Annotated in this window: 25 protein-coding genes; 19 read left to right on the forward strand and 6 right to left on the reverse strand. The window is 43.1% G+C overall.

Annotated elements, in window-relative coordinates; genetic code table 11:
- Positions 1–62 precede the first annotated feature (62 nt).
- A complete protein-coding gene (locus QWZ07_RS08230) occupies positions 63–1,598 on the forward strand; it encodes a PepSY-associated TM helix domain-containing protein (protein WP_192854005.1) in 1,536 nt (511 codons plus the stop codon).
- A 79-nt stretch (positions 1,599–1,677) separates the two neighbouring features.
- On the opposite strand, the gene gloA2 is transcribed toward QWZ07_RS08230, so the two are convergent.
- Positions 1,678–2,061 carry an SMU1112c/YaeR family gloxylase I-like metalloprotein gene (gloA2, locus tag QWZ07_RS08235; RefSeq protein ID WP_012600386.1) on the reverse strand — a complete coding sequence of 128 codons (384 nt, stop codon included), beginning with the start codon at positions 2,059–2,061 and terminating at the stop codon, positions 1,678–1,680.
- Positions 2,061–2,993, reverse strand: a complete 933-nt coding sequence (locus QWZ07_RS08240) for a LysR family transcriptional regulator (protein WP_004730200.1) — start codon at positions 2,991–2,993, stop codon at positions 2,061–2,063. Before QWZ07_RS08240 ends, gloA2 begins: the two co-directional genes overlap by 1 nt.
- 373 nt (positions 2,994–3,366) lie before the next feature.
- On the opposite strand from QWZ07_RS08240, the gene QWZ07_RS08245 reads away from it, so the two are divergent.
- The 7 genes from QWZ07_RS08245 (at position 3,367) to QWZ07_RS08275 (ending at position 10,777) form a co-directional block, all read left to right on the forward strand.
- The gene (locus tag QWZ07_RS08245) at positions 3,367–3,960 is read left to right on the forward strand and encodes a cysteine dioxygenase (protein WP_017079740.1); all 594 of its coding nucleotides are present in this window, start codon (positions 3,367–3,369) and stop codon (positions 3,958–3,960) included.
- A 185-nt stretch (positions 3,961–4,145) separates the two neighbouring features.
- Positions 4,146–5,279 carry an efflux RND transporter periplasmic adaptor subunit gene (locus tag QWZ07_RS08250; RefSeq protein ID WP_192854004.1) on the forward strand — a complete coding sequence of 378 codons (1,134 nt, stop codon included), beginning with the start codon at positions 4,146–4,148 and terminating at the stop codon, positions 5,277–5,279.
- The gene (locus tag QWZ07_RS08255) at positions 5,272–6,600 is read left to right on the forward strand and encodes a TolC family protein (RefSeq protein ID WP_225998543.1); all 1,329 of its coding nucleotides are present in this window, start codon (positions 5,272–5,274) and stop codon (positions 6,598–6,600) included. Before QWZ07_RS08250 ends, QWZ07_RS08255 begins: the two co-directional genes overlap by 8 nt.
- A complete protein-coding gene (locus QWZ07_RS08260) occupies positions 6,593–7,807 on the forward strand; it encodes an ABC transporter permease (RefSeq protein WP_192854003.1) in 1,215 nt (404 codons plus the stop codon). Before QWZ07_RS08255 ends, QWZ07_RS08260 begins: the two co-directional genes overlap by 8 nt.
- 2 nt (positions 7,808–7,809) lie before the next feature.
- Positions 7,810–9,093 carry an ABC transporter permease gene (locus tag QWZ07_RS08265; RefSeq protein WP_192854002.1) on the forward strand — a complete coding sequence of 428 codons (1,284 nt, stop codon included), beginning with the start codon at positions 7,810–7,812 and terminating at the stop codon, positions 9,091–9,093.
- A 25-nt stretch (positions 9,094–9,118) separates the two neighbouring features.
- Entirely contained in the window at positions 9,119–9,823 is a 705-nt protein-coding gene (locus QWZ07_RS08270) for an ABC transporter ATP-binding protein (RefSeq protein WP_141710001.1), read from the forward strand.
- Between the two features lie 132 nt (positions 9,824–9,955).
- Complete coding sequence (locus tag QWZ07_RS08275; protein ID WP_017111833.1) at positions 9,956–10,777, forward strand: helix-turn-helix domain-containing protein; 822 nt, start codon at positions 9,956–9,958, stop codon at positions 10,775–10,777.
- Positions 10,778–10,784: 7 nt separating this feature from the next.
- Here QWZ07_RS08275 and QWZ07_RS08280 read toward each other — a convergent pair whose 3' ends face one another.
- Positions 10,785–11,531 (reverse strand): EAL domain-containing protein, encoded by a 747-nt coding sequence (locus QWZ07_RS08280; protein ID WP_225998542.1) that lies wholly within the window; start codon positions 11,529–11,531, stop codon positions 10,785–10,787.
- A 368-nt stretch (positions 11,532–11,899) separates the two neighbouring features.
- On the opposite strand from QWZ07_RS08280, the gene QWZ07_RS08285 reads away from it, so the two are divergent.
- Together QWZ07_RS08285 and tdh are read left to right on the forward strand one after the other, a co-directional pair.
- Positions 11,900–13,093 (forward strand): glycine C-acetyltransferase, encoded by a 1,194-nt coding sequence (locus QWZ07_RS08285; RefSeq protein ID WP_192854001.1) that lies wholly within the window; start codon positions 11,900–11,902, stop codon positions 13,091–13,093.
- A 110-nt stretch (positions 13,094–13,203) separates the two neighbouring features.
- Entirely contained in the window at positions 13,204–14,235 is a 1,032-nt protein-coding gene (tdh, locus tag QWZ07_RS08290; RefSeq protein WP_017105200.1) for an L-threonine 3-dehydrogenase, read from the forward strand.
- A 111-nt stretch (positions 14,236–14,346) separates the two neighbouring features.
- Here the strand turns inward: tdh and QWZ07_RS08295 are convergent, their stop codons facing one another.
- Positions 14,347–15,384: a phage integrase gene (locus QWZ07_RS08295; protein WP_192854000.1), complete on the reverse strand. Its 1,038-nt coding sequence runs from the start codon at positions 15,382–15,384 to the stop codon at positions 14,347–14,349.
- A gap of 133 nt (positions 15,385–15,517) precedes the next feature.
- On the opposite strand from QWZ07_RS08295, the gene QWZ07_RS08300 reads away from it, so the two are divergent.
- The 5 genes from QWZ07_RS08300 (at position 15,518) to QWZ07_RS08320 (ending at position 20,743) form a co-directional block, all read left to right on the forward strand.
- Positions 15,518–15,898 carry a hypothetical protein gene (locus tag QWZ07_RS08300; protein ID WP_192853999.1) on the forward strand — a complete coding sequence of 127 codons (381 nt, stop codon included), beginning with the start codon at positions 15,518–15,520 and terminating at the stop codon, positions 15,896–15,898.
- Positions 15,899–16,069: 171 nt separating this feature from the next.
- On the forward strand, positions 16,070–17,110 hold the full coding sequence (locus tag QWZ07_RS08305; RefSeq protein WP_435433688.1) for a DNA cytosine methyltransferase: 1,041 nt from the start codon (positions 16,070–16,072) through the stop codon (positions 17,108–17,110).
- A 5-nt stretch (positions 17,111–17,115) separates the two neighbouring features.
- Entirely contained in the window at positions 17,116–18,669 is a 1,554-nt protein-coding gene (locus QWZ07_RS08310) for a DUF262 domain-containing protein (RefSeq protein WP_192853998.1), read from the forward strand.
- 2 nt (positions 18,670–18,671) lie between these two features.
- Entirely contained in the window at positions 18,672–19,826 is a 1,155-nt protein-coding gene (locus tag QWZ07_RS08315) for an AAA family ATPase (RefSeq protein WP_192853997.1), read from the forward strand.
- A 2-nt stretch (positions 19,827–19,828) separates the two neighbouring features.
- Positions 19,829–20,743, forward strand: coding sequence for a hypothetical protein (locus QWZ07_RS08320; protein ID WP_192853996.1), 915 nt, complete (start codon positions 19,829–19,831; stop codon positions 20,741–20,743).
- Positions 20,744–20,783: 40 nt separating this feature from the next.
- Here the strand turns inward: QWZ07_RS08320 and QWZ07_RS08325 are convergent, their stop codons facing one another.
- Together QWZ07_RS08325 and QWZ07_RS08330 are read right to left on the reverse strand one after the other, a co-directional pair.
- Positions 20,784–21,347, reverse strand: a complete 564-nt coding sequence (locus QWZ07_RS08325; protein WP_192853995.1) for a RipA family octameric membrane protein — start codon at positions 21,345–21,347, stop codon at positions 20,784–20,786.
- Positions 21,348–21,352: 5 nt separating this feature from the next.
- Positions 21,353–21,973 (reverse strand): phage repressor protein CI, encoded by a 621-nt coding sequence (locus tag QWZ07_RS08330; protein ID WP_192853994.1) that lies wholly within the window; start codon positions 21,971–21,973, stop codon positions 21,353–21,355.
- A 90-nt stretch (positions 21,974–22,063) separates the two neighbouring features.
- Here QWZ07_RS08330 and QWZ07_RS08335 point away from each other — a divergent pair, with 90 nt between their 5' ends.
- The 4 genes from QWZ07_RS08335 to QWZ07_RS08350 all read left to right on the forward strand — a co-directional run bounded on the left by QWZ07_RS08335 (position 22,064) and on the right by QWZ07_RS08350 (position 24,756).
- Positions 22,064–22,276 carry a hypothetical protein gene (locus tag QWZ07_RS08335; RefSeq protein WP_192853993.1) on the forward strand — a complete coding sequence of 71 codons (213 nt, stop codon included), beginning with the start codon at positions 22,064–22,066 and terminating at the stop codon, positions 22,274–22,276.
- Positions 22,277–22,391: 115 nt separating this feature from the next.
- Positions 22,392–22,940 (forward strand): phage regulatory CII family protein, encoded by a 549-nt coding sequence (locus tag QWZ07_RS08340; protein ID WP_192853992.1) that lies wholly within the window; start codon positions 22,392–22,394, stop codon positions 22,938–22,940.
- A 335-nt stretch (positions 22,941–23,275) separates the two neighbouring features.
- A complete protein-coding gene (locus tag QWZ07_RS08345; protein ID WP_192853991.1) occupies positions 23,276–23,593 on the forward strand; it encodes a hypothetical protein in 318 nt (105 codons plus the stop codon).
- Positions 23,590–24,756, forward strand: a complete 1,167-nt coding sequence (locus QWZ07_RS08350; protein ID WP_192853990.1) for a replication initiation protein — start codon at positions 23,590–23,592, stop codon at positions 24,754–24,756. The genes QWZ07_RS08345 and QWZ07_RS08350 overlap by 4 nt, the downstream gene beginning before the upstream one ends.
- Positions 24,757–25,075: the final 319 nt, after the last annotated feature.

Raw genomic sequence — 25,075 nt, forward strand, 5'->3', positions numbered from 1 at the left:
CATGCCCAGATTACTTTCTGATTTTTCAGAAGGTATGTTTGCGTGTGTCAAAGGAAATAATAATGTTGAGAAATGAATCTCAAAGCTCTGCGAAAGCACAAGCGACTTCGCAGTCTACAAGCAGTGCAACAACTGGTTCGGAAACCAATATAAAAAGAAAAGACCGCAATAAAACTCTCTACTTCCTCACTTGGCGCTGGCACTTCTATGCAGGGCTATTCGTTATCCCATTTATGTTGATGTTGAGTATTACTGGTTTGGTGATGCTGTTTGACGATGAAATCGAACTTGCTTTCCATCAAGACGCGATTGAAATTGCGGCATCGGGCGAACCGATCAGGGTGTCACAACAATTAGCTGCCGTACAAAATCAATACCCACAAGGTACGGTGACACAGTTTGTACCTAGCAAAGTCCCTGATCTTGCGAACCGATTTTCTGTATCACTTGAAGATGGCACTTCCGTTTTCGCCACGGTGAATCAATACACTGGCGAAGTGGTAGGAGAAATCCCGCGCAGCGACAGTCTGTATCAACTGGCGAATGACATTCACGGCACCTTGCTGATTGGTGATTGGGGTGATTACCTAATTGAAGTCGCAATAAGCTTGTCTATTCTGTTGCTCATCAGTGGTATTTACTTATGGTTACCGAGAGATAACGCGAGCCGCGCTGGTTTTCTTAAGCTTCGATATGGTTCAGGAACGCGTGTTTTAATACGTGATCTGCATGCGAACATCGGTGGAACACTATCATTCATTCTTCTGTTATTTATTCTATCGGGATTATCATGGACAGGTTTTTGGGGCGGTAAGTTAGTGCAAGCATGGAGTACTTTTCCTGCTCAAATGTGGGATGACATTCCTCTGTCTAACGAAACGCATGCTTCTTTAAATCACGGGTCTGAGGAGGAAATGCCTTGGAACCTAGAGCAAACTCCGCTGCCTTTGTCTCAAGATAAGCCAGCAGAACACGTCCACCAAGTAGAAGAAGCATCTGAAGCTCATGATCATTCTAAGATGGGCGAGGATCATTCTCAGCATGTTTTATCTGCGAGTAATTTCTCGATTGATGATGTGATAGCAAAAGCTCAATCTCTTGGTTTTACGCAATATAAAGTCAATTTCCCGCGATCAGAAACGGGCGTTTACACCGTGGCTGCCAATACCATGGGCGGTGACATTATCGACCCAACCCAAGATCGCACGACTCACCTCGACCAATATTCAGGGCGCATTCTAGGAGAGGTGACGTGGCAAGATTACAATTTATTCGCCAAAACCTTAGCTGTCGGTATTTCTCTGCACCAAGGTGACATCAGCATCATCAACAAGCTTCTAAATGCGTTGTTCTGTTTGGCATTCGTTTTGGTATCAGTGACTGGTGGAGTAATGTGGTGGATGCGCAGACCTTCAGGCCAAAAAAAGTTGGGAACGCCACCTAAGTTTGGTGATGCAGGCTTATGGAAAGCGGGTTTGGTGACTGTGGTTATTATTTCGATATTGTTTCCACTCGCGGGTGCAACGATTGTGATTGCAATGCTATTGGACTGGTTACTGTTTTCACGCGTTGAGAAATTCAAGACGGCATTGAGTTAATTGACATGTAAACGGACTTTCTCGACTTGAGAAGGTCCGTTTTATTAATCAGGCGAGCGCTTATTCTGTGAGGAAGGCTTTAGATTTGATAAAGCTCTAACGGCAGGCCGTCTGGGTCTGCGAAAAACGTAAATGATTTCCCCGTAAACTCATCAACTCGAATTGGTTCAACTTCAATGCCTTGTTCTTCCAAATAGCTTTTGGCATGTTGAACGTCATCAACACAAAAAGCCAAATGTCTCAGCCCTTGAGCTTCTGGAAAGCTTGGTCTTTCAGGTGCGTCAGGGAAGCTGAATAATTCTATTTGAGCGCCATTAGGCAGTGCTAAGTCGAGCTTATACGACTGACGTGCTTCACGATAATTCTCCGCAATCACTTCAAGCTTTAAAACTTCCGTATAAAAGCGTTTAGAGACTTCGTAGTCTGAGCAAATAATGGCGGCGTGGTGTATTCCTTTCAGCATCAGTTTATTTCTCCTGCCAGTTTGTCACCCAAGTGTTCCATCGCGTAATCAATGAATACACGCAATCGGGCAGGCATGTACTTGGTTTGAGCAAACTGCATCGCGATAGCGCCATGGTAATTACTCTTGATGGTCCAATCTTCCAGTACTTGCACTACAGAACCTTCAGCCAATGCATCTTGAATTACGAAGTCATGGAAAATACCTACGCCAAGCCCTTCTTTAACACCTTTCAATCGCATCTGAGAGTGGTTCACAGCGTAACGTCCACTGACGGGGACTGTGTAAAACTCATCATCTTTAAGGAAGTCCCAAATGTGGTCTTTATCTGTTTCTGCAAGGTATAAGCAGTCGTGCTCAGAAAGCTCGGTAGGGTGGTGAGGGATTCCTTTGGCATCTAAATAGTCGGGGCTCGCACATAACACGAGGTTTGTTTTTCCGAGTTCTTTCAATACCAAACTCTCGTCAGGTTTGTCGGTAAGGCGAAACGCAATATCGATGCCTTGGCGCAATATGTCGATGTCACCATCGGCGGCTCTTAACTTGAGTTGAATCTCAGGGTACTGATTCAAGAATGGAACAACGAAAGGCTGTAGCACGGAGTTCAAGAAGGCTTCTGGCGCTGCTACCGTTATAGAGCCTGCAGGTTCAGTATGGTCAGAGGTAGACAGTTCAACCGCTTGTTGCGCCGCATTAATCATGACCACGCTTTGGTCGTAAACCAACTGGCCTGCTTGCGTGATGATCAATGTACGAGTGGTTCGCTCGAACAGCTTTACTGACAGCGCTTTTTCTAAACGTGTGATCAATTTACTCAACGCTGAAGGTGTAACGCCTAGCTGCTTTGCTGCAGCGGTAAAGCTACCTTCATTCACAACTAAGATAAACGAGGCGAGATCGGGAAGTAGGGCGATGAGTTTTGGGTTAATCATAAGTATCCAGTTAGACTAATTTCAACAGTGACCATAACCTTAATTGTGATTGATCTCTTCTGATTTGTGAATCAATTTCATTAATTGATACGCGCAATAGTAGCCGTGATGGAAGCCGTTCTTTTGTTGTTCCTATTTCATATTACCCAGTTATTCAAATCTCAAGTCAATATGGCGATTCCGTTGCTTCCAATTGGTTGTTAGATGCTTTTGTTATATGAATGTAAATACTTGTGGTTACTTGTTAAATTTAATTTAAACGGTGTTAGTATCCTCCCAACTTGTGCTGAATCGAATCAGCCATATTTCATCGTTCGAAGAGAACTTTTAACTTCGAGTTCGGAAGAGCAAAACATAGTCAGAGGTAAGTATTTTGCAACGTACTGATATCACTCCAACGCAATCTCCCGCGTTAGCCGCGTTAATTAATAACGATTATGAGCTTAATTTCCAAGAGTTTATGGACCAAATACAGCTGGCGAATAAACCTATGTCTCTGGCTTCCATTCGGTTCATATTGGATAACATCGAGCTGAGTAAAGAAGAGATCAAGTCGTTGGCGAGTTTTGATAAAGAAACATACTGCCGACAACGACTTTTCAAGAATGACCACTGTGAAGTTTTAATTTTGAGTTGGCTAAATGGGCAAAGAAGTAAAATACACGATCACTTGAATACGTCTTGTGGCGTGAAGGTTCTACATGGACAAGCAACGGAAACCTTGTTTGAAACGGCGGCTAATGGTCATATTTTTGCTTCTCAGTCGACTCATTTCCAAGAGGGAAGTGTGACCGTCAGTAAAGATAATGATATCCATCAGATATCGAATCTACAGGCCGGAGATGAACCGCTCATTACGTTACATGTGTATTCGCCCCCTTTAAGCCAATTTCATCTCTATCAGCTAGAGAGCGGTAAGTCGGAGCTGCTCGACATACAACAAGAGTGCTGGGCCTACGAGATTTAAAGTGCGTTAAACGGAGACAACTTTCTACTTAAATGGTCATGATAAGGCTAAAAGGAGGCGTAGAAAGTCTGTCGTTTAATTTTGCTTTAACGCTATGCATTATAAAATTTTATACTATTTATGAACTTCGCATATCCACGGTAGTCATAGGGCTCACAAATATAAAATAATGAGCTGGATAAATTATGACTAAACGTGGGTTAGTGTCTGTGGCATGTGCCACGCTGCTAGGTGGAGGTGCGTATTTCTATTTTCAAACTTCAACGCCTCCTGAAGCCTTTCCAACCCTAACGGTCTCCACAGGGACGATCGAAAAGCAGGCGGTTGCGGTGGGGTATATCGTTCCCGCTCACTCTGTGTCTATCAAATCTCAAATCGACGGGATCGTAGGTGAAATCTATGCCGGTGTTGGTGAGTACGTAACGCAAGGTCAGCCGCTTATTAAGGTTCGTCCTAACCCTACCCCGAAAGCGTTGACCGATGCCTCGACCGAATTGATGCGAAGTGAGGCGAACATTGAGTCAGCAAAACAACAACTCGCTAATCTGCAGAGTTTGGTCGAACAAGAAATCATTCCTAAGAACTACGACGAATATGTGACTGCACGTTCCAATGTGAAATCAGCACAGGCTGACGTTATGCAAAAACGTCAGAACCTCGAATTGATTCAAAGCGGGGAGTCGACAATTGGTAACTCTCGCCTAACCTCAACCATTTACGCTCCGATAGACGGTACGGTGTTGAATCGAAAAGTCGAGGTAGGAGAACCGATTATTTCTACTGAATCGAGTCAAGCGGCAACAGAAATGATGTCATTGGCCGATATGAACAGCCTGATTTTTAAGGGCAGTGTTAGTGAGCATGATGCAGCCCAACTTACTCCGGGGATGCCAGTAACACTGACCGTTGCACCTTACCCAAGTATCGAAATAGAAGGGGTACTGACTAAGATTGCGATTCAGTCTGAAAGTCTTAACGCAACAGCTGATAGTAGTTCGGGCAAAAGTTTTGATAACGGTTTTGAAGTCGAAGTTGGCGAGCTCAAAATACCTCAAGACGTCCGATTACGTTCAGGGTTCTCATCATCTGCTCAGATAATTCTAGTTAAATCAGAAAATGTACTCACTCTACCAGAGCGCGCACTGCAATTTGAAGGCGATAGCCCTAACGTATTAATCCCAGACAGCTCAGAACAAGGCTTCCACAAACAAGCGGTAAAACTGGGCCTATCTGATGGCATCAATGTCGAAGTCATCGAAGGTGTGGAGTTAGACGAAGCCGTCATCGATAACAGTATGATGGGGGCAGCACATGGTTAAGCCAGCGCTGTTTAGTTGTTCACAGCGATCAGATAAACCTCTGTTACCTCGTAAATCGCTCCTGTTGAGTGTAGGCAGCTTGCTATTAGCAACTGTGCTTAGCTGCCCTTCATATGCCATTTCTATTGAACAAGCATGGCAGCAAGCCAAACAGACGGATCCTGATTACGAGAAAGCCCGAATTGGTGTTCAACTCGGCGAGAGTTCGGTGGATCTAAGTCGCAGCTCTTTATTACCCGCTTTAAGCGCGAGCGCTTCAGCAGACTGGAGCGAAGACCGCAGTAGTTCAAATCGGTATGGTGCAGAGCTGTCTCAGGTTATTTGGGACAGTAGCCTTTGGTCTGAATTAGATAAAGCACAATCAGATTATCTGAAATCCCAACTGGAACTGGCTCAAGCACATAATGATTTGGCGGCTAAGTTACTTCTGGTTTATCTCGATATAGGCAGCGCTCAAGGTAACTTACAGCTCACCAACAGTAAGTTAGAGGAAGGCAGCAAACTGCTAAAAATCTTCGAAAAACGCTATCTAGCAGGCAAAGTGAAATCGATTGATGTGGAAGAGATGCGTGCTAATCAGTTGTCTGACAAAGCCAATATTCTGCGAGCAAAGGCAGAGTTAGAAAGTAAAAAGTCAGAGCTGGAAGCGCTGATAAACCAAGCTCCTGATTCGGTAGATCAAATTCGTACCGAGAACTTGGTTGAGCCTCCAATGCTGGTGGCTTCTCAGCAGCAGTGGCTTGAGCTAGCGAGAAATAATAGCCCTGAATTACTGGTTGCCATAAAAGGCGTTGAAGCGCGCGAGCTAGACAAAAAGTCTGCCCAAGGAGGTTATTACCCGACAGTTAAAGGGCAAGTGGGCTATAACGACAATGATCGGTTGGACAACGGTGAGTTTAACGCGGGTTTAACTCTTAGTGTTCCTATTGATTTAAATGGTTCAACACGCGCCAAAGTGGATCAAACTTCGCTTAACTTGTTGACGGCTAAGCAGGATTTACGAAAGGTTGAAATAGACATCAAGAAGCGAATTGATCAGAACTTTACTCAAGTGAAACTCAACTGGGAACGAGTGTTAATGGCGCATGATGTTGTAGCGTCTCGCGCAGAGGTGTTGAGTAGCAAAGAAAAGTTATACGACGCGGGTTTCCTAGAAGCCTCGGATGTTATTAATGCACATAACAGCTTATTTGATTCAAGGTTCCTTCTACAGACCAACTTATATGATTATTGGCGTCAGAGAATAGGCCTGCTTCAGACAACCGGTAAATTAGATGATGAAGCGATGGCGCTGATCTCTCAGGCGCTGCACCATGGTTAATCTTTTCCTTCAGACTTGGCAAACGTTATTGGCGCATCGGATGAAAAGTGCCTTGGCTATTATCGCAATTTCATGGGGCGTGCTGTCTGTTGTTGTTTTAATGGCGTTAGGAGAAGGCTTCTATCGTTATCAAACGAAGTCTTTCTCATTTTTGGTCAATGACACTCAGGTTGTGTTTCCCTCTAGTACGAGTAAACCTTGGCAGGGCTTGCCCTCAAGGCGCGAAATAAACCTTGAACAAGATAAAATTGAGCTGATTCAGCAGGCTGGTTTTGTTAAAGAGGCGTCTGCTGTTTACCTTAAAAGGGATGCCAGCGTGACGAACACTCAAGGGCATAATATTGGCAGTATGGTGAGTGGTGTTGCTCCCTCTTATTTTCCTATCTCACAAAATAAGTTGCAGCCTGGTTCACGAAATATTTCGGTGACGGATATGGAAAACCACACACGGGTGGTTGTATTGGGTGATCGAATTGCTCAAATGGGCGGAGTCGACATTGGCGATCATATTAAGATCAACGGTATTCCATTCTACGTAATAGGTGTGATGGTCGATAATGAAGGAGGGATCTCTTTCGGTGAGAGTCGACGAGTTTTTGTGCCCCAAACTACTTATCTTGATCTCTGGAACGATAAGCCATGGCAACTGCTATTAAAGCCTGTAGAAGCCATGGATTCCGCATCGTTTAGACGTAACATTGTTAATTTTTTTGCTAAACAGATGCACTTTGACCCTACTGATAAAGATGCGGTCTATCTGCCCGACTTTAGTGAGGGTGGAGACGTCATTACCGGTATCTTTCGTGGTATTCAAATATTCCTGACGGCCAGTGGCGCTATGACTATGGCGGTTGGTGCTTTGGGTGTGGCTAATATCATGTTTCTCTCTGTTACGGAAAGAACTCGAGAAATTGGCGTTCGGCTGGCGATTGGTGCAACACAGGGTTCCATCATGTCTCAGTTTATTCTTGAGGGGCTTATCTTAGTTACCTTAGGATCCATCGTGGGATTAATGGCGTCCTTTGGTACGGTTTATTTGCTTGGCTCGATGGCGTTACCAGAATGGATTGGATCACCTGTTATCACGTTAAGCTCGATTGGAATGGCGTTAACGGTGACACTGATTCTGGCGTTCTTAGCCTCTTACTTTCCTGCAAAACGGGCGTCTCGTCTAACTCCTGTTGACGCACTCAGTGCGAGGGCTTAATCATGCTATTACCGATGAGACAAATCTTTCAGGAAATGTCTGCAGAAAAGCTACGACTTGGGCTCACGATTCTGGCTGTTGCGTGGGCAACCTTGTGTATTTCAGCGATGCTATCGGTGGGAGAAGGCATTAGGCAAGGCGTGCTTAAAACGGCACAAAATGGCAATGGTAATTTAATTTATCTATCAGGGGGGATGGCTACGGTTGATTATGGATCTTTTCATCAGGGCAAGCCGCTGACTCTAACAGTAGAAGATACGAAAGTTGTAGAGGCTCTGCCTAACATCAAAGCAGCGGTGCCGACAGTTGTGTGGGATGAATCACTTACTGTTGGGGAGCGAGGGTCTTGGAAAAAAGCGTTAGCCGTAACGACTGAATTTCAGTCGGTGACGAATCTCAAGACACGTCCAGGAGGGCGTTGGTTTAATCCTCTAGACCAAAAGCAACAACGCAAAGTCATCGTGTTAGGTTACCTTTTAGCGGCCGATTTGTTTAACCCTAATAAAAGCTTTAGCTGGTTTGCTACTGTCAAATTAGAGGTTAATCCCGTGGGGAAAACAGTGAAAATTGGCAGCCAAGAGTTTACGGTGATTGGTGTACTAGAGAAAAACAGTGCCAAGGTCGAACAGGGAGATAGCATCAATTATTCGAGCTTTGTTCCTTTCTCTACATGGCAGCGTTTTAATATCAACGGAGATATCAGTGGTATCAACGTTCAACCTCAGCATGGTGTCGACAGAGTCAAACTTGCAGATACGATTCGTCAGGTTATTGCGCGCAAACATGGTGCCAGTGTCAGTGATGAGCAGGTCGTTCAGGTTGAGGATATGTTCCTCAAACAAAAAACGATGCAACAATTCTTAGTTGGTCTTCAGGGGTTCCTTGGTGTGATTGGTTTTATCACTTTGGCAGTGGCGGGCATAGGTATTGCTAACGTGATGTATGCAACGGTGAAACGCTCCACACGAGATATTGGCGTGAGAATGGCGGTCGGTGCTACTCCAGGGATGATTCGCATGCATTATCTGGTTCAGTCATTGATGACTATGATGATGGGCGGTTTATTGGGCTTAGTAATCACTTATACACTGATTGCTGTAATTCGCTCTTTAGAGCTTGAAGGCAACATGTTTTATGAGCGTCTTGGTAAACCTGTGCCTGAGCTTTCATGGTTGGTTGTCACCATTGTTGTTTTGACGTTGGTGGTTATTGGTGTCGCTGCGGCTTGGCTTCCGGCTAATCGTGCGGCGAAAGTGACTCCGATGGAGGCATTACAAAGTGAATGATGAGATCAAAGACAGCGGAGAAACCATGTCTAACAAATTCTTAGTGGAACTCTCAAATATCGGTAAACACTACTCAAACGGTGATACTGAAATACGTGCATTAGACGGTGTCGATCTCTCGATTGAGAAGGGAGAGTTTTTGTCTATTTTAGGCCCGTCAGGATCCGGTAAATCAACGCTGATGAATATGCTTGGTTGCCTTGATAAGCCGACGGAAGGGGAGTATCAGTTAGATGGAAAAAATGTTGCTGCGTTGAGTGCTAATGCTCTTGCTGGTATTCGGAATCAAAAAATTGGTTTTGTATTCCAGAGTTTTAATTTGCTTGAGTATGCATCTGCATTGGACAATGTTGCTCTGCCTCTCGTGTACTCAGGGATCAAAGCCAAAGAGCGTCGTAAGCGTGCGGCGGTATTACTTGAACAAGTAGGGTTGGGCGATCGACTTGACCATAAACCGAATCAGCTGTCTGGTGGTCAGAAACAGCGTGTCGCTATTGCTAGAGCTTTGGTTAATGATCCTCAGATTATATTAGCTGATGAGCCAACAGGGGCTCTGGATTCCAAGTCTGGCGCTGAGATAGAGGCTTTGTTTAATCAGCTTCATGCTGAGGGTCGAACATTGATTATCGTGACGCACGATAATTCGCTGGCTGAACGAACTAAGCGCATAGTGACGATCAAAGACGGTAAAGTATTGTCTGATCGCCAAGGGCAACATTGCTCAACCTAGAACCTAGAAAAAAGCAACTTTCGCTTAGAGCCACTTCCTCACGAAGTGGCTTTTTTCTTAAGTGTTTAACACTGATCTTGTACGGACGATATTGAGTGAACTACACTGATAAAAAAGCTAGGTAAGTAACAGATGAATAAAGAAAATTTCCCTATAGAGTTAAAACGACTTCGTGAATCAATCTCTATTTCACAGGAAGAGTTTGCAGAGTTGCTTTCCAATTCTCATAGAGCGTTTTTTGGTGTCAATCAGGTGATGGTCAGCCAGTGGGAAAGGGCAAAGACGTTGCCTAGTTTTGTTCGTCGTCTTGGTATCGCGAGTTTCTTTCAGGTCGATTACGATTTTTCCGTTGAAGAAATGGTACAGGTGAAAGCGGCAACCAAGAACGTGGAACGCCCATTCAGTATTGATATTGGTTATGACTATGAGGTGACGAGTGTTGAGTCATATAACATGGGAGCACTTCCAGCGAAAAGGCTTAAGTCGATTCAAGGAATGCATCTAAAAACCTATGGCAAAGATTTTATCGAGGTTTCTCAGCATCTGGGTGTGAAAAAAGAAGATATGCAGGTGCTTTGTTTTCTTTTCGAGGGAGTCATTATTGGTCATGTGGTGTATGACGGCTTAAGTAAGATGCTTTGCAGTGTTGGCGCGGTTAGCATTGTGATTCGTCGTAAGATCTTCGATTACATGGCGGATAATTTGTCTGATACTGAGTTTCGCTTTCCGACCCTTGACCCTGCTATGTGCCAGTTCTTGTATGACCTGTATTTAGAACCTTATATGAGCAAGCTCGGCATGCCGTTTTTCAAGGCAGATATCAAGAAAGTGGTGAAAAATCCTTTTTCTCAGAACATCCAAAATAAACACGATATCTACTTTAAGTACATCCGTTACCACGACCTTAAGCAGAAGAAGAAAAGTGTCGAGTTTGTTTTAAGCTCTAGTCTGTAAAGGCGCTCTACATGACCAATTTTAGGTCGGTTAAAGGCAGAGGTTTTGAGTACAAGAAGCCTTGATAGCGATCAAACCCTAGCTGGTGGATCATTTGACGTGTATCTGCGTCTTCAACGCCTTCCGCAACGGTTTCAATACCAGACTCTTTGCAGTATGCCAAAGTACGCTTAACTAAATCGGAGCTTGCGGGCTCAATACTATTCACAATCGATTTATCGAACTTTACTTCATCGACATTAAGGCTAATCACCTTATTCATGTCTGAATAACCGATACCAAAATCGTCGATAGAGATTCTGACGCCCAGAGACTTAAAGCGCTTTATCTGCTCACAAAGCTGCTCATCTAACTGATCATTTTCACTTAGCTCAAAGGTAAGCTGTTCTGCTTTGAAAGATGCATTCCAAAGTAATTCACGAACCTTTTCGACATTATCAGGGTTTGCTAGCACTTTCTTGCTGATGTTTACCGCCAAGCTTAGATGAACGGAAAGCGATTTGACCTCCGTTAGAGATTGCTCAAGCACACTAAAAAAGATTTCTTCTTCATAACCCAATGCAAACGCGCGATCAATAAACACGCCCGGAGAGAAAATCCCTTCTTCTGGAATATCTAAACGAAACAGCGCTTCAACTCCAGTCACCTTCTCGACACTAGGCTGCACCTTTGGCTGATAAAAGCAGGTGTACCAGTCGTTTTCGAAGGCTTCTTGTATGGTGTGGTCGGATAGGGTCATGTACTTGTTTCTCATCTTGTCTCATTTGCATAGCGGCGTAACGGTCGCACATTCTGAGAGAAGCGGAGAATCATCACTATATCGTTCTGAGATGAAAAATTGATATTCGATATGAAAGCGAAATTAGACACGAACGGAAGGGGATTTGACGTTAAAAAGAGCAGGTAAGACGCGTTTATGTGCCCTGTGTCACTGGGATGAACTATTATTCGTGCCTGTGATTCATTAATGTTTTTCCAACTAAAGGGATAATCGAGAAGGGGATGTTCAACTAGAATAGGGGTATAAGTTTTACAGTGTAAATGATCGAATTGAAATCGTTTACATCCCCTACATAATGCGGCGCGCGATGCTGCTGAATAATAATTAGGAAGGAATAGACAATGTCTTCTGCATTTTACCAACAGATTCAAACTCAAATCGAAGAAGTTAAAGAAGAAGGTCTTTACAAGTCTGAGCGCATTATCACTTCTGCTCAAAAAGCAGCGGTTTCTATCTCGACTGGTGAAGAAGTACTAAACTTCTGTGCAAACAACTACTTAGGCCTTGCAAACCACCCTGACCTTATCGAAGCTGCTAAAGACGGTATGGATCAACACGGTTTTGGTATGGCTTCTGTTCGTTTCATCTGTGGTACTCAAGACTCTCACAAAGAACTAGAGCAAAAGCTATCTACGTTCCTTGGTAAAGAAGACACTATCCTTTACACATCTTGTTTTGATGCAAACGCTGGCCTATTCGAAACAATCCTAGGCAAAGAAGACGCAATCATTTCTGATGCTCTAAACCACGCATCTATCATTGATGGTGTTCGTCTATGTAACGCAATGCGCTTCCGTTACTCGAACAACAACATGGAAGAGCTAGAGCAACAACTTATCGCAGCTAAAGAAGCGGGCGCTCGTCACACGCTTATCGTAACTGACGGTGTGTTCTCAATGGACGGCGTAGTCGCTAACCTTCCTGCTATCTGTGACCTTGCTGACAAGTACGGCGCACTAGTGATGGTTGATGACTCTCACGCAGTTGGCTTCATGGGCGAAAACGGCGCAGGTACTCACGAGTTCCATAACGTTGTTGACCGTATCGACATCATCACAGGTACGCTTGGTAAAGCAATGGGTGGCGCTTCAGGCGGTTACACTTCTGGTAAGAAAGAAGTGATCGACTGGTTACGTCAGCGTTCTCGTCCATACCTATTTTCTAACTCTGTTGCACCAGCAATCGTATCTGCGTCTATTCGCGTTCTAGATCTTCTAGCGGAATCTGGCGACTTACGTACTCAACTATGGGAAAACTCTGCCCACTTCCGTACTCGCATGGAAGCAGCTGGTTTCACTATGGGCGGAGCTGATCACGCAATCATCCCAATCATGCTGGGTGATGCAAAAGTAGCAGCTGAATTCGCAGAGCGCGCACTAGAGAAAGGCATCTACGTTGTAGGCTTCTCTTTCCCTGTAGTACCAAAAGGCCAAGCTCGTATCCGTACGCAAATGTCTGCAGCACACTCTCGTGAGCAACTGGATCGCGCAATTGATGCGTTCATCCAAGTTGGTAAAGACATGGCTATCATCTAATTTTAAACGGGTGCCTTTTGCATCCTTTGATTAGATAGAACAACACCCAATAGAACATATAGATTTTTGATTCTCGCCTTACAGTTAGGCGAGATGAACTGGATAACATTATGAAAATTAAAGCACTTTCTAAGCTTAAGCCTGAAGAAGGCATCTGGATGACCGAGGTTGAAAAACCTGAAATGGGTCATAATGATCTTCTTATCCGTATTAAGAAAACCGCAATTTGTGGTACTGACGTACATATCTACAACTGGGATGAGTGGTCACAAAACACAATTCCAGTACCTATGGTAGTAGGTCACGAATACGTGGGTGAAGTTGTTGGCATCGGCCAAGAGGTTCGTGGTTTTGAAATCGGCGACCGTGTATCTGGCGAAGGTCACATCACATGTGGTCACTGTCGTAACTGTCGTGGCGGCCGTACTCACCTTTGTCGTAACACAACTGGTGTTGGTGTAAACCGCACTGGTGCGTTCTCTGAGTTCCTTGTGATCCCTGCGTTCAACGCATTTAAGATCCCTGCAGAAATCTCTGACGATCTTGCATCAATCTTTGACCCGTTTGGTAACGCAGTACATACAGCGCTTTCTTTCGACCTAGTAGGCGAAGACGTGCTAATCACTGGTGCTGGTCCAATCGGTATCATGGCTGCTGCTGTTGCTAAGCACGTTGGTGCTCGTCACGTTGTAATCACTGATGTAAACGAATACCGCCTAGACCTTGCTCGTCAAATGGGTGTAACTCGCGCAGTAAACGTAATGGAAGAGAAGCTTGAAGACGTAATGGCTGATCTTGGCATGACTGAGGGCTTCGATGTAGGTCTAGAAATGTCTGGTAACCCATCTGCGTTCAACAGCATGCTGACTAACATGAACCACGGCGGTAAGATCTCTCTACTAGGCATTCCACCATCAGACATGGCAGTAGACTGGAACCAAGTAATCTTTAAAGGCTTGGTGATCAAAGGTATCTACGGTCGTGAGATGTTCGAAACTTGGTACAAGATGGCTTCTTTGATTCAATCAGGCCTAGATCTAACACCAATTATCACTCACCACTTTAAGGTTGATGACTTCCAAAAAGGCTTTGACGCTATGCGTAGCGGGCTTTCAGGCAAGGTAATCCTTGATTGGGAATAGTCTAAATTAGGCTCTGATTTGCAAAAGGCGACAGTGTAAATTGTCGCCTTTTTTACGTCTAAAACCGCTAAATAACGCTCTTTTACAGTGGCTGCCGCCATTTTGTCGCCACTAATTATCTAAAGGATTGAGGTGAACAGCCTGCATCAAATGTTCTGGGGCAAAATGAGAATACGCCATTGTCTGCTCGATTTTTGTGTGACCAAGAATACGCTGCAGCACTAAGATATCCCCTTTATTCATCATAAAATGCGAAGCAAAAGTATGCCGTAGAACATGGGTCGCTTGCCCATTCGGAACGTGCTCAGGCAAGGCTCTTTTTATGTAACGCCAAGCATCTTTGTAACTGGTGTTAAATATGTCATGGTCGCTCACCGCTATATCTAATATCTCTTGATACAAAGATGGTGAGATAGGCACACTGCGATTCCTTTTCCCTTTTGTCTCTGTGTAAGTCAATTTGAACTCGGTTATTTGAGTGCGAGTTAGAGTGAGTGCCTCACTGATTCGTGCACCAGTGGCCAAACAAATTTTCGCGATGACAATGATTTGCGGGATTGATACCTTGATAACTCGCTTGCAGTTCTGCAGTTCATCAAAGAACTCGTCGATTTGTGGCTTGGTTAGATAGGCAAGGTGCTTCTCACTGGTTTTGATCGGCTCGATTGCTTCAAGCGGGTTGGGATATTTCCACTGATTGTACTTAATCAGCTTCTTGAACATGCCCTTTAGATAAATCAGTTCATGGTTGTGTGTGGTTGGGGATATCTCGATGGATTTATTCTTGCCCCTATAGGGGACTCGACCTGCTCGATACGCCAGGTAGTCTCGTTCTTTAAACTGGCAGGCAATTGGGTTACCTAACTCTTCAATTGTTTTGGATATGAGATCTTTGGCTTGCTTGCCTGACTTTAGAGTATGGCCATGGATGGTCCACCAATTTTCCAAAAGCTCACTCATTCTTCGGTTATCCGGTTTAATACCCATCCAGGGCTTATCGTCAATCTCCTTCATCGTGTGAAGCTCAAAGGCTTTAGCTTCGCCTTTCGTAGCAAACTTCTTACGAACGCGTTTTCCTGCTCGTCCGTTTGGGTAGCATTCGCAGATCCAAGGTTTGATAGAACCATCTTTTAAATTGCGGATAGACATAATAAAGCCTAAAATAACTGTATATAAAAACAGTATAAGTCGAGCTAAAACGTAGAACAATGTTTTATATCGGACAAAAAGCACAGGTTAGACACCTTTCTCAAAGTGCTAAGAAAGTTAATAGGTCTTTGCTATGTATCATTCGATTCATGTGACTGCTGGTTACAGTCATTTCAAAATCAACAGTGATGGTCCAATTGGGGTTAGTAAGAAGAACCAAGGAGTGATTGATGCGCTTTTGAAGCTTGGTAACCGTTTTACGGCTCCATTTGGTGGGTTTATAGAAGCCGAAAACGAGATCGGCTTGAAGTGGGTGAAACTGGTCGATATTAAGTATCTGTGCACCGATGAGGAAGCCGAAACCATCGAGTACGTGATACAAAAAAACCATTATGTAGTGGGAACGTATCAAGATCGGAAGTTGTACATTTTATTGTTTGGTGGAGAGCCAAAACACCATCAGATAAAAGGCCTTGAACAAGATGGGAAAAACAATGTGTTTGGGTTGTTTTAGTTTTGCGGAAAAGTGGTGACGTTTAGCTCAATGTTTTATTCCATAAACTTGGAACAACGGCTAAACCTCCAACCTATAGTAGAATCAAGTGTTAGCAGCTCTTGTGATGATGTATTATGACAAGCTCGCTAGCTATTACCGATAGAATTAACAATTAAGAAAGGCTTCAATTTGTCACCTCAAAAACAACCAATCATATTTTCATTCTTCTCTGGTAGTGGATTTTTAGACTTAGGCTTTGAACGTTCAGGGTTTGATGTTCGTTTCGTCAATGAATTTCATAAACCATTTTTAGATGCTTATGAGCACTCTAGAGGTGTAATGGAATTACCAAAACCTAAGTATGGTCATTTCCTTGGAAGCATTGAAGACTTTGTCACTGGCGATAAAGCTGAAGAGCTAAGAGAGTATGTGGAAGATGCAAAAGCTGATTCATTGGTCGGGTTTATTGGTGGACCACCGTGCCCTGATTTCTCGGTAGCAGGGAAAAACAAAGGTTCTGAAGGCGAAAACGGTAAGCTAAGCCGCGTTTATATTGATGCGATTATCCAGAATAAGCCTGATTTCTTTTTGTTCGAGAACGTAAAAGGGCTTTGGAGAACCATAAAACACCGCGCGTTTTACGATGAAATGAAAGAACGATTAGAACAGGAAGGTTATATTCTTACTGACCGTTTAACCAACTGTATTGAATATGGAGTCCCTCAAGATAGGGATCGTATTTTACTTTTTGGTATTCATGAATCCCGTGCCGGTGGTATCGCAAGCAAAGAGCTAGAAACGCAGTTTAACTGGGAAGCCAAAGTTAAGTTCGATAGAACTGTCGTGCTTAATAAAGGTATGTGGCCTGGGCATGAAGAATATGAGCAAGACTCTAAGAAAGAGCTTCCTGAGTCGCTTTCTGAGTTTTACGAGTTGGCTGTTGAACACTGGTTTAAGAAGAATGACGTATACAACCACCCGAATTCGACGCATCACTTCAAGCCCAAGTCAATGCATCGATTTCAAACAATATTAGAAGGTGATGACAGTAAAAAGTCATTTAAACGTCTTCATAGGTGGCGTTATTCTCCTACAGCAGCATATGGAAACAATGAGGTTCACCTTCACCCGTATAAAGATAGGCGCCTAAGTGCTGCCGAATCGTTAGCTATTCAGTCGTTGCCAAAAGAGTTTTGTTTCCCATCGACAATGACTCTGTCCATGAGTTAGGGACTTTGTCGGAACTTCAATCAGCAGAACTTCGCGCAGTTCGTAAGAAAATAGATAACTATACAGCTTTATCTAATCAGATTATTGCGGATTCCCAAGCCTCAATCGTTCAGACGCTAAAGGCTGCCTTCGATGCTGTTACGAAAAAATATCCTGGAGATGTGATTGTTGAAGATGCTACTAAGGCTTTAAGTGAGTTAAGTAGTCTTAACCAACAAGTCACCGACGCAGTTGTGACTCTGGATGGAGCTATATATTCCAGCAAAAATGATGATACTTACGAGCAACCTGAACCTGATAAGTCGATAGATGAGTTAATTGATGATGAGTCATTAACGGGTATTGAAAACGACAACGACAAGGAAGCAAATGGTCCAATTCTTCAAGGAAAAACTAAGATTCGTCAGTTAACACCAGTTGTTTCATTGATTTATGACCGTTTAAGTTTTGGTGAAATTGAATTGCAGCCAGACTTTCAACGTAAAGATAGAGTTTGGCCTGAACCTAGGAAATCAAAGTTAATTGAGTCTATCCTAATGGGCTTGCCCTTACCTGTATTCTATTTTGCTGAAAAGCCTAATGGTGACTGGATAATTGTCGATGGTTTACAGCGAATTACCACTATATACGATTTTATGCGTGGTGAGTTTAAGCTTAATGGATTGGAAGTATTAGATGAACTCAATGGTACTAGTTTTAGTGAATTAGAACGAGCAGAGCAAAGGAAAATTCGTGAATATCCTTTGACAGCTCACCTGATTGATATGGCGACAGACAAAGACAATATTATTGTTGAACTTTTTCACCGAATTAACACTTATGGTGTGAAGTTGAGTGAGCAAGAAATTCGTTCTGCCCTTAATCAAGGTTCAAGTGTTAAGTTTTTAAGGTTCCTAGCTGCAACACCTGAGTTTAAATCAGCGACACATGGGAAAATCAAGTCTGATCGACAAAAAGACATGGAACTTTGTCTATCTGCGCTGTCGTTTATGCTGCGCGGTTATATGAGCTTCGATAATCAGTACAATAAGTATTTATCCGAAGCGATGGAAGGTATGAATGTGCATTCTTTGACATTAGCGAACGAAGAACTATTAGATGATGGAAGTGCTGAGCTACCTCTAGATAAAAATCCAGTTTACAGTTTGATTGCTAATAAGTTTAAGAATGGTTTGCAAATCTCAGAGCAAGTATTTGGCGATTATGCATTTAAAAAAGTGCCAGATAGCGCGAGGAAAATACCTTTAAGTAAGCCTCTATTTGAATTAATTGTGACTTATTTTTCTGAATTAAGTGAAGAGCAGGCGCAACAAGTTATGGCGCATGGCGATGAGTTGATCGATATGTTGTATGAAGCAATAGATCGAGACTCTTCGGATTACGCTGTCTGGGAATCGAAAAAATATGAAAAAGAAGGTCGAGGCTTCTTGTATTCAATTAGTCAATCAACTGGTAAGAATGTAACGGTTCGATTCCGTTTTGATTCATTTAGAGAGATCCTAAAACAGAGCACCGGTGTTGATGTAGAGCTATGTCCCATTTTATTAGGAGCTAACTAATCATGATTAAGTCTGTCGCTCTAGAAAATTTTAAGTGTTACAAAAATCGTGAATTTGATTTTTCTGCGCTAACCGTTTTTTGTGGAACTAATTCAGTGGGTAAAAGTACAGCTATTCAAGCACTTTCAATACCTCTGCAATCTCGATTTGAAAAAGTAGCCAAGTTGAATGGGTCATTGGTATCAGTAGGTTTTGGAAATGATGTTCACCATAAAGATAATACTGGGCAAGTTGGGCAAGATCTAAGTCTGTCTGTAAAAATTAACCTTGATGGACACATCCTCAATTGGGGATATCATGAATTAGATGATTCAAGCGATGAATTACATTTATTGAGCGGTTATACAGGTGAGTTACCTGAAAACTTCGAAAATCTAGTTTCAAACTTTCAATATTTACAGGCCGAGAGGTTAGGTCCGCAAAGTAGTTTTGACCTTATAGAAGGTAGCCGTTTTCATGAATATTGGTTAGGGGCAAAAGGAGAATTTACTTCAGAGGTACTTGCTAGGTCTCAAAAATATAAACGTCTTTATATAGGTGGTTCTAGTACTCCAGTAAAAAACAATCCAGATCCACGAATGCATGAATCAGAAGCTAGAGATGGATTACTTCGTCAAATTAATGCTTGGCTAAATGAAATTAGTCCCGGAATAGAATTAAATCCTGACTTAATCGAGGCGGCAGTAGCTTCAATTAATATCTTTGGACAGAACTATCGCAATTCAATAAAGCCTCAGAATGTAGGTTTTGGTATCAGTTATGTATTGGGCATAGTAACTGCGCTTCTCAGCACCCCAAAAGGTGGGTTGGTTATTATTGAGAATCCTGAAGCGCACCTGCACCCGAGAGGTCAAAGCTTTCTAGGGCGTCTGATTGCCTTGACAGCTCAAGCCGATGTTCAAGTGGTAGTTGAAACACACAGTGATCACTTACTCAATGGTATACGTGTGATCACTAGGCTTAAAGAAGACTTTGATCCAAAATTGTTTACGCCTTACTACATATCACAAGGCGAAGAGCAGAGTAATGTAGAGAAAATTACTATCACTAAAGATGGTAAATTGTCTAACTGGCCAGATGGCTTTTTTGATCAACAAGCTCAAGATATGTTCATGATCATGACAGGGCAAGAACAGTTTCCGCCTAAAAGGGATTGAACATGAAAGCTAACATTTGTTTTGTACCTCAAAGTTTTGATTTCTCGAAAGAGCAAGATGCTGTAGCTCTTTCGATTAAGGCGTCCTCAGATATAATTGAAAAATATTTTGAAGATGAAGGCTTTATTTCATTTGCCAAATCAAGTGATTTTGATGTTAATGCCGCCACTGAACTATTCAAGCAACCTGCACATTTAGATGCAGGTACTATTATGAGCCTACTCTATGATGCCAATATGGGAAGGGCTAGCACCATAAACGAGTTAGATTCTATACAGATAGTTCGCTTGGTTGATACCGATAGGCCTGAGCATGAAGGGGCATGGTTGTCTCTATATTCATCGGTTCCAAGTATTAGCTTAACTACACAACCGTTGCGTAATGTTGTCGATGAAGAGACTTTAGTTAAGTTTGGTTCTGATGTATTAGTACAGAATCCAAGGACTCATAAACAATATGCTGAAAGTTTTGTTCATCTATATAAGAATTTAATTTTTTTAGACTATCCTGAGCATGCAGTGAACAAGAGTTTCGACAGTATTCGAAAAATCGAGGGAGGCTACCAATCTTTTATTGATGGCATCACTGGTTGCCTCATGTTTATGGATCAGTACGAAATTACTCCTCATGACTCACAAAAGAACATTGACAATCTTAATGCAGAGTTGGATTTCCCTGTTACCCCTGAAGGTAAAGGTAAAAATAAAAGAAAAATAGCAGCTCTAAAGCGAGATTTTTTTATTGAACAGATCGAGTACAAAAATGTTAACTGTGAGTACCATTACAAGCTAGAACGAGTAGATGGTGCTAATGGAAACGGAACGTATCATTTCAATCGTATATATTTTGGCTTTTTTAATCGAATCGATCCTGATAAACCAAAAATTGCCATAGCGCATATAGGTGATAATTTATAAAAAAGAGCGGCATATCGCCGCTTTTTTATGCGAACTCACACTAATCACTAAACTTTTTCCATTTGCCTGACGCACATTCTTTTAGTATCAATCCAACATAAATAATAGTAAATGTAATCAGGACAATACCTTTTGTTTGAGAACTCACTGAAACGTGGCCGAAAAACATTGTACTGAGGTGGTTTAGTATTAAGCCAACCCAAATAAGGGTTGTGAAATCACTAAGGGCAATGGCAGTCCGGCTTACGGAGAACTTTCGTGAATTTAACCAATGTGACTTATGTTGTTGTGTATCTTCAGCGCGAAATAAGTCAATATTTCCTAGTTCTGATTCTAGTTTGGTTACCATTGTTTCCCAGTGCTCTTGCCAATATTTGCTACCGCGATTAACTAAGCTCCAGCACAAGGAGCAGATGAAGCCAAAACAAGCTGTCGCTAAAGCAAAATTATGTTTCGATTCAACGGTAAGAGAGCCATAACTGATGAATGCTGTCGCAATGAATCCCCAAAAGAATAAAGAGCGTTTCCAATAAAGGTCAATTTCAAAATTACGAGTCTCAATTGCGATTTTATAGGCCGCAAGTGTTGTTAGCTTTTCTTCCATTCCACTCACTTCTTCTCCATCACTAACGCAACTCTACCCACAACCCTCACTTCATCTTCTTCGACTGTTAGAGTCGAGCCGTTAAAGCTGATCGCTAGCTTCTTGCCTGGCAAACGCTGAATGTCGTTTAGCGATAGTAGGCCGTCCATATCTACTAAGTATGTGCCGCTTACTGCTTGGTGAATTTCTTTATCGATAATGAATGTAGTCCCATCGTGCTCGATGCCCATTACATTCAGAACCCCAAGTTTGTCTAAGTAGCTTTTATCAAAAGCTAGCGTTTCATTGCCAACAAGCTTGCCGTTTGAAAGTGAAAAGAGATCAACATCGAAGAGTCTTTTTACTTCGTTTTTCTTGGATGTATGGGTTTTCTTGTCATCAAACGGTTCACCTTCTCCCAAGGCTAGATATTTGATAGAAGCTCCAGTCCTCAAATGAAGTCTCACAATCACTTCGTAAGGGGTCAATCCTCTCTGGTGCCAAGTCGATATCGTGCCTTTTGACACACCTAAGCACTCACCAAGCGACTTAAAGTCACTTGTTTTTGTGACGATCTTCATCCTTTCTGTTACATCTCTACCGCCAATGTACTCAAAAGAGGGTGTTTGTTCTTGGTATTCACTCATAAAAAGTCTACATTTTCACTCAACGGTTAACCGCGAGGTGCAACTCGCTAGTCCGGTACAACACATTCAATAACATAATAGGATATCACTATGCTCTCATATCAAGTAGTCCTAAATACGCCTTTCATGACGTACGACCAATACTCTCAGTTCTCTGGAATGCCTAAGCGCACCATCATGGATTGGGTAGCCGATGGCCGCTTACCTATTAAAAAGAAAGACAAACCTAAAGATACCCCGCTAATCAATATGGTCATGTTGCTAGAAATGGCAACTCGTGAAACGATGGAGAGAATGGGTTAGTCGCTCATGCGTTTATCTTCCCCTATTTCGACCAAAGAGTTTTGTCCGTTTGGGGGTAAACATTCTTGGTTTGAGTTTCGTTGTCGTCTCGTTTGTCTTCAAGTGAGTATTGGTTATGAACGAAATTGACTCAATAGGCGAATTCTCTCGCACAAAACAAGGGGCCTTTAATGAAGCGTGTTGCGTGTTCGCTAGGTCAGAGAATATGGCTAGGCTAGCAGAGGCCATAGGGATGAGTCCGACCATGCTGCGGAATAAACTTAACCCTGAGCAGCCTCATGTCCTGAGTTGTGTTGAAGCCATCACTCTCGCCAAAGTGAGTGGCAATCATACCATCGTAAACAGCTTGCTTCTTGGGTTGGGGGTGGTCACCGCTCATATAGCATCTGATAGCACGGAAGACACCTTTGTTCAAAGCGCATTAGAGAACTCGATCTATTCGGGTGAATTGTCTCGAATGGCGTTGGAGTATGCAGGAAATCATCGCCTAACTCGCACTCAAAAACATAAGATTATTCATACCGCACACACCAGTATCAGCATTCAGGTAAAAATCATCAGGAGCCTGGAAAAACTGAATCAAGGTGGTTGTCTGCTTAAAGCCATAGAGGAGGCGGCAGACGCTAATGGTTTATTTTCTTCAAACATCAATTCGGAGCAATGATGTCTGTTACTCCGTGCGATAAGTCATGTCCTGAAACGTCTGGTTATGGATTGACGGAGGAAGATAAGCGTAGAGGCCTTAGGTATATCAGGCGTATTCGACGCGAGTTATGCGCTCGTCAACTTTCTTCATTATGGGTTGAGCAGGCGAGGTTAATGACCCAATTAAGGCGTTCGAACCATGTGTTTGAACAAGTACGACTGCGAATTCGTTTATTCGGCCTTGAGAAGCGAATACAAAGGATCAGACAACGTTGGCTTTGACGCATTTTAATTTTCCAGAGTTGCGTTATTGGTTTCTCAGAAGGTGAGCGTTATTTAGCCGAGGTCAGCTTTATGAATCATCATGTGTTTGCGGTCGTACAGGGTAAAGTTATTCAAACCAGTATTGAAGCAGTCTCCAATTTAGTCTTAAAAGGTAAAGAAGAGTGGCGTGATGCAGTCACTTGTCCTTCGAAAAGGTGTTCGATAAAAATTGACACCCGTGGCGGCTACGAAAGCTCGAAAGGCATGGCTTTGACCGGCTCTCGAATCTTGTCAGAGAGAGTCAATAGTACTGATTCAGTAACGGCGCTCAACGCTCAAGACAATCTCTCTTACTTTGTTTTTTCTAAAGGTGAGTATGGGCAAGGTGCACCGAGGGTGATGAGATGACGGCTCATTCTGAATACGCTGCGTCTTCATCCATTTCGTGTTTGAGTCGGCTACTTGAGGAAGCGCCTTATTTGTCGAGGTGCAGTGACAATAAAACCGCGATGCTCATCAGACCTCGAAACTATGCGGTCAGATGGCCGTATATGCAGGTTAATCGTAAAGAGATGCAGGCGTGGATGGTGTTTGACATCGATCATGACCATCGCTCTGTCCCCAACCCCTATATTTGGCAAGATGAAGGCTTGCCACCCCCTAATCTAATCGTTCGAAACCGCACCAGTAATAAAGCCCACCTTTTTTACGCTATTGTGCCGGTTTGCACCAGCGATCAAGCCCGATCCAAACCCATTCAGTACCTCAAAGCCATTTATCGCGCATTAGCCTTACGACTTGAGGCGGACTTAAGTTATTCAGGACCTGTTGCCAAAACGCCCTTTCATCCTTGGTGGCAGACAACTGAACTCCACCGCAGTGTCTATGAACTCAATGAGTTAGCGGATTCTCTTGAGCTGGAGACAACGCGGCCATGGCTTCGTCAAGATATTGATGTCTCTTATTCTCGAAACTGTACTTTATTCGAACACACTCGTCGATACGCGTATGACATCGTCGACGAAGAAAGAGAAAAGGGCAGTTATACGAACTTTAAACGCCGTGTCGAGAGTTTCGCTCATTACAAAAATACCGAGACTGCGGATAAGCCGCCTTTGAAGTGCAGTGAGGTGTTGGCGGTGGTGAAAAGTGTTTCTCGTTGGACCTGGGATAAATATTGTGCACGGTCAGACTGCCAGCGAGGTGTGATGAGATTGGATAGTGGATTAAGTTTACAGGAAAGGCAGCGTAGAGCGGCCAGAAGAACCCATAATCTTCGTCGGACGAAGACCACTCGCCGAATTATCCGCGCTTGTCAGTTTCTGTTACGCAAAAATCAGGAGCTCACGATTGGTTCGGTGGCACGTAATACGGACCTGTGTCGTCAGACCGTCAGTCGTTACGTCTATTTGTTTGAATGGGTCAAGTCTGCCTTATCCGAAAGTAGGCAAAATGGGCCAGAGCATCGTGGTAATTATGCTGTTCATCAGATATCTGCCCCTATAACGTTATACTGGGCGGAGTATGAAGTAGGGAAAAAGAAGGCGGTACTTGAGTCAGCTTTTCCTTGATTTGAATAATAATGAGTAACTATCGAGTCAAAATACGCTCTCTCGGTAAATTCAATAATGAGTTTGAGTCGACATAACCCCATTTAATGCGATTAATGTCTCAATTCGTGCAAATATGGATTTACACACCTCATATTGCTGTATATTTATACAGTAATGTGAGAGGGGGGAGTTATGTCTTTTAAAGATACAGAGACACTGTCAACAGGAATTGAATTCATTGTTGAAGCCGTGGCGGTGAAGACAAATGGTCAAGATCATTCAGCGTTAGGTTTATACCTGATCAGCTTACTGCTCGAAGATCAAAAGATTTCCCTTG

The sequence above is a fragment of the Vibrio lentus genome (genome assembly GCF_030409755.1).
Classification (GTDB): Bacteria; Pseudomonadota; Gammaproteobacteria; order Enterobacterales; family Vibrionaceae; genus Vibrio; species Vibrio lentus.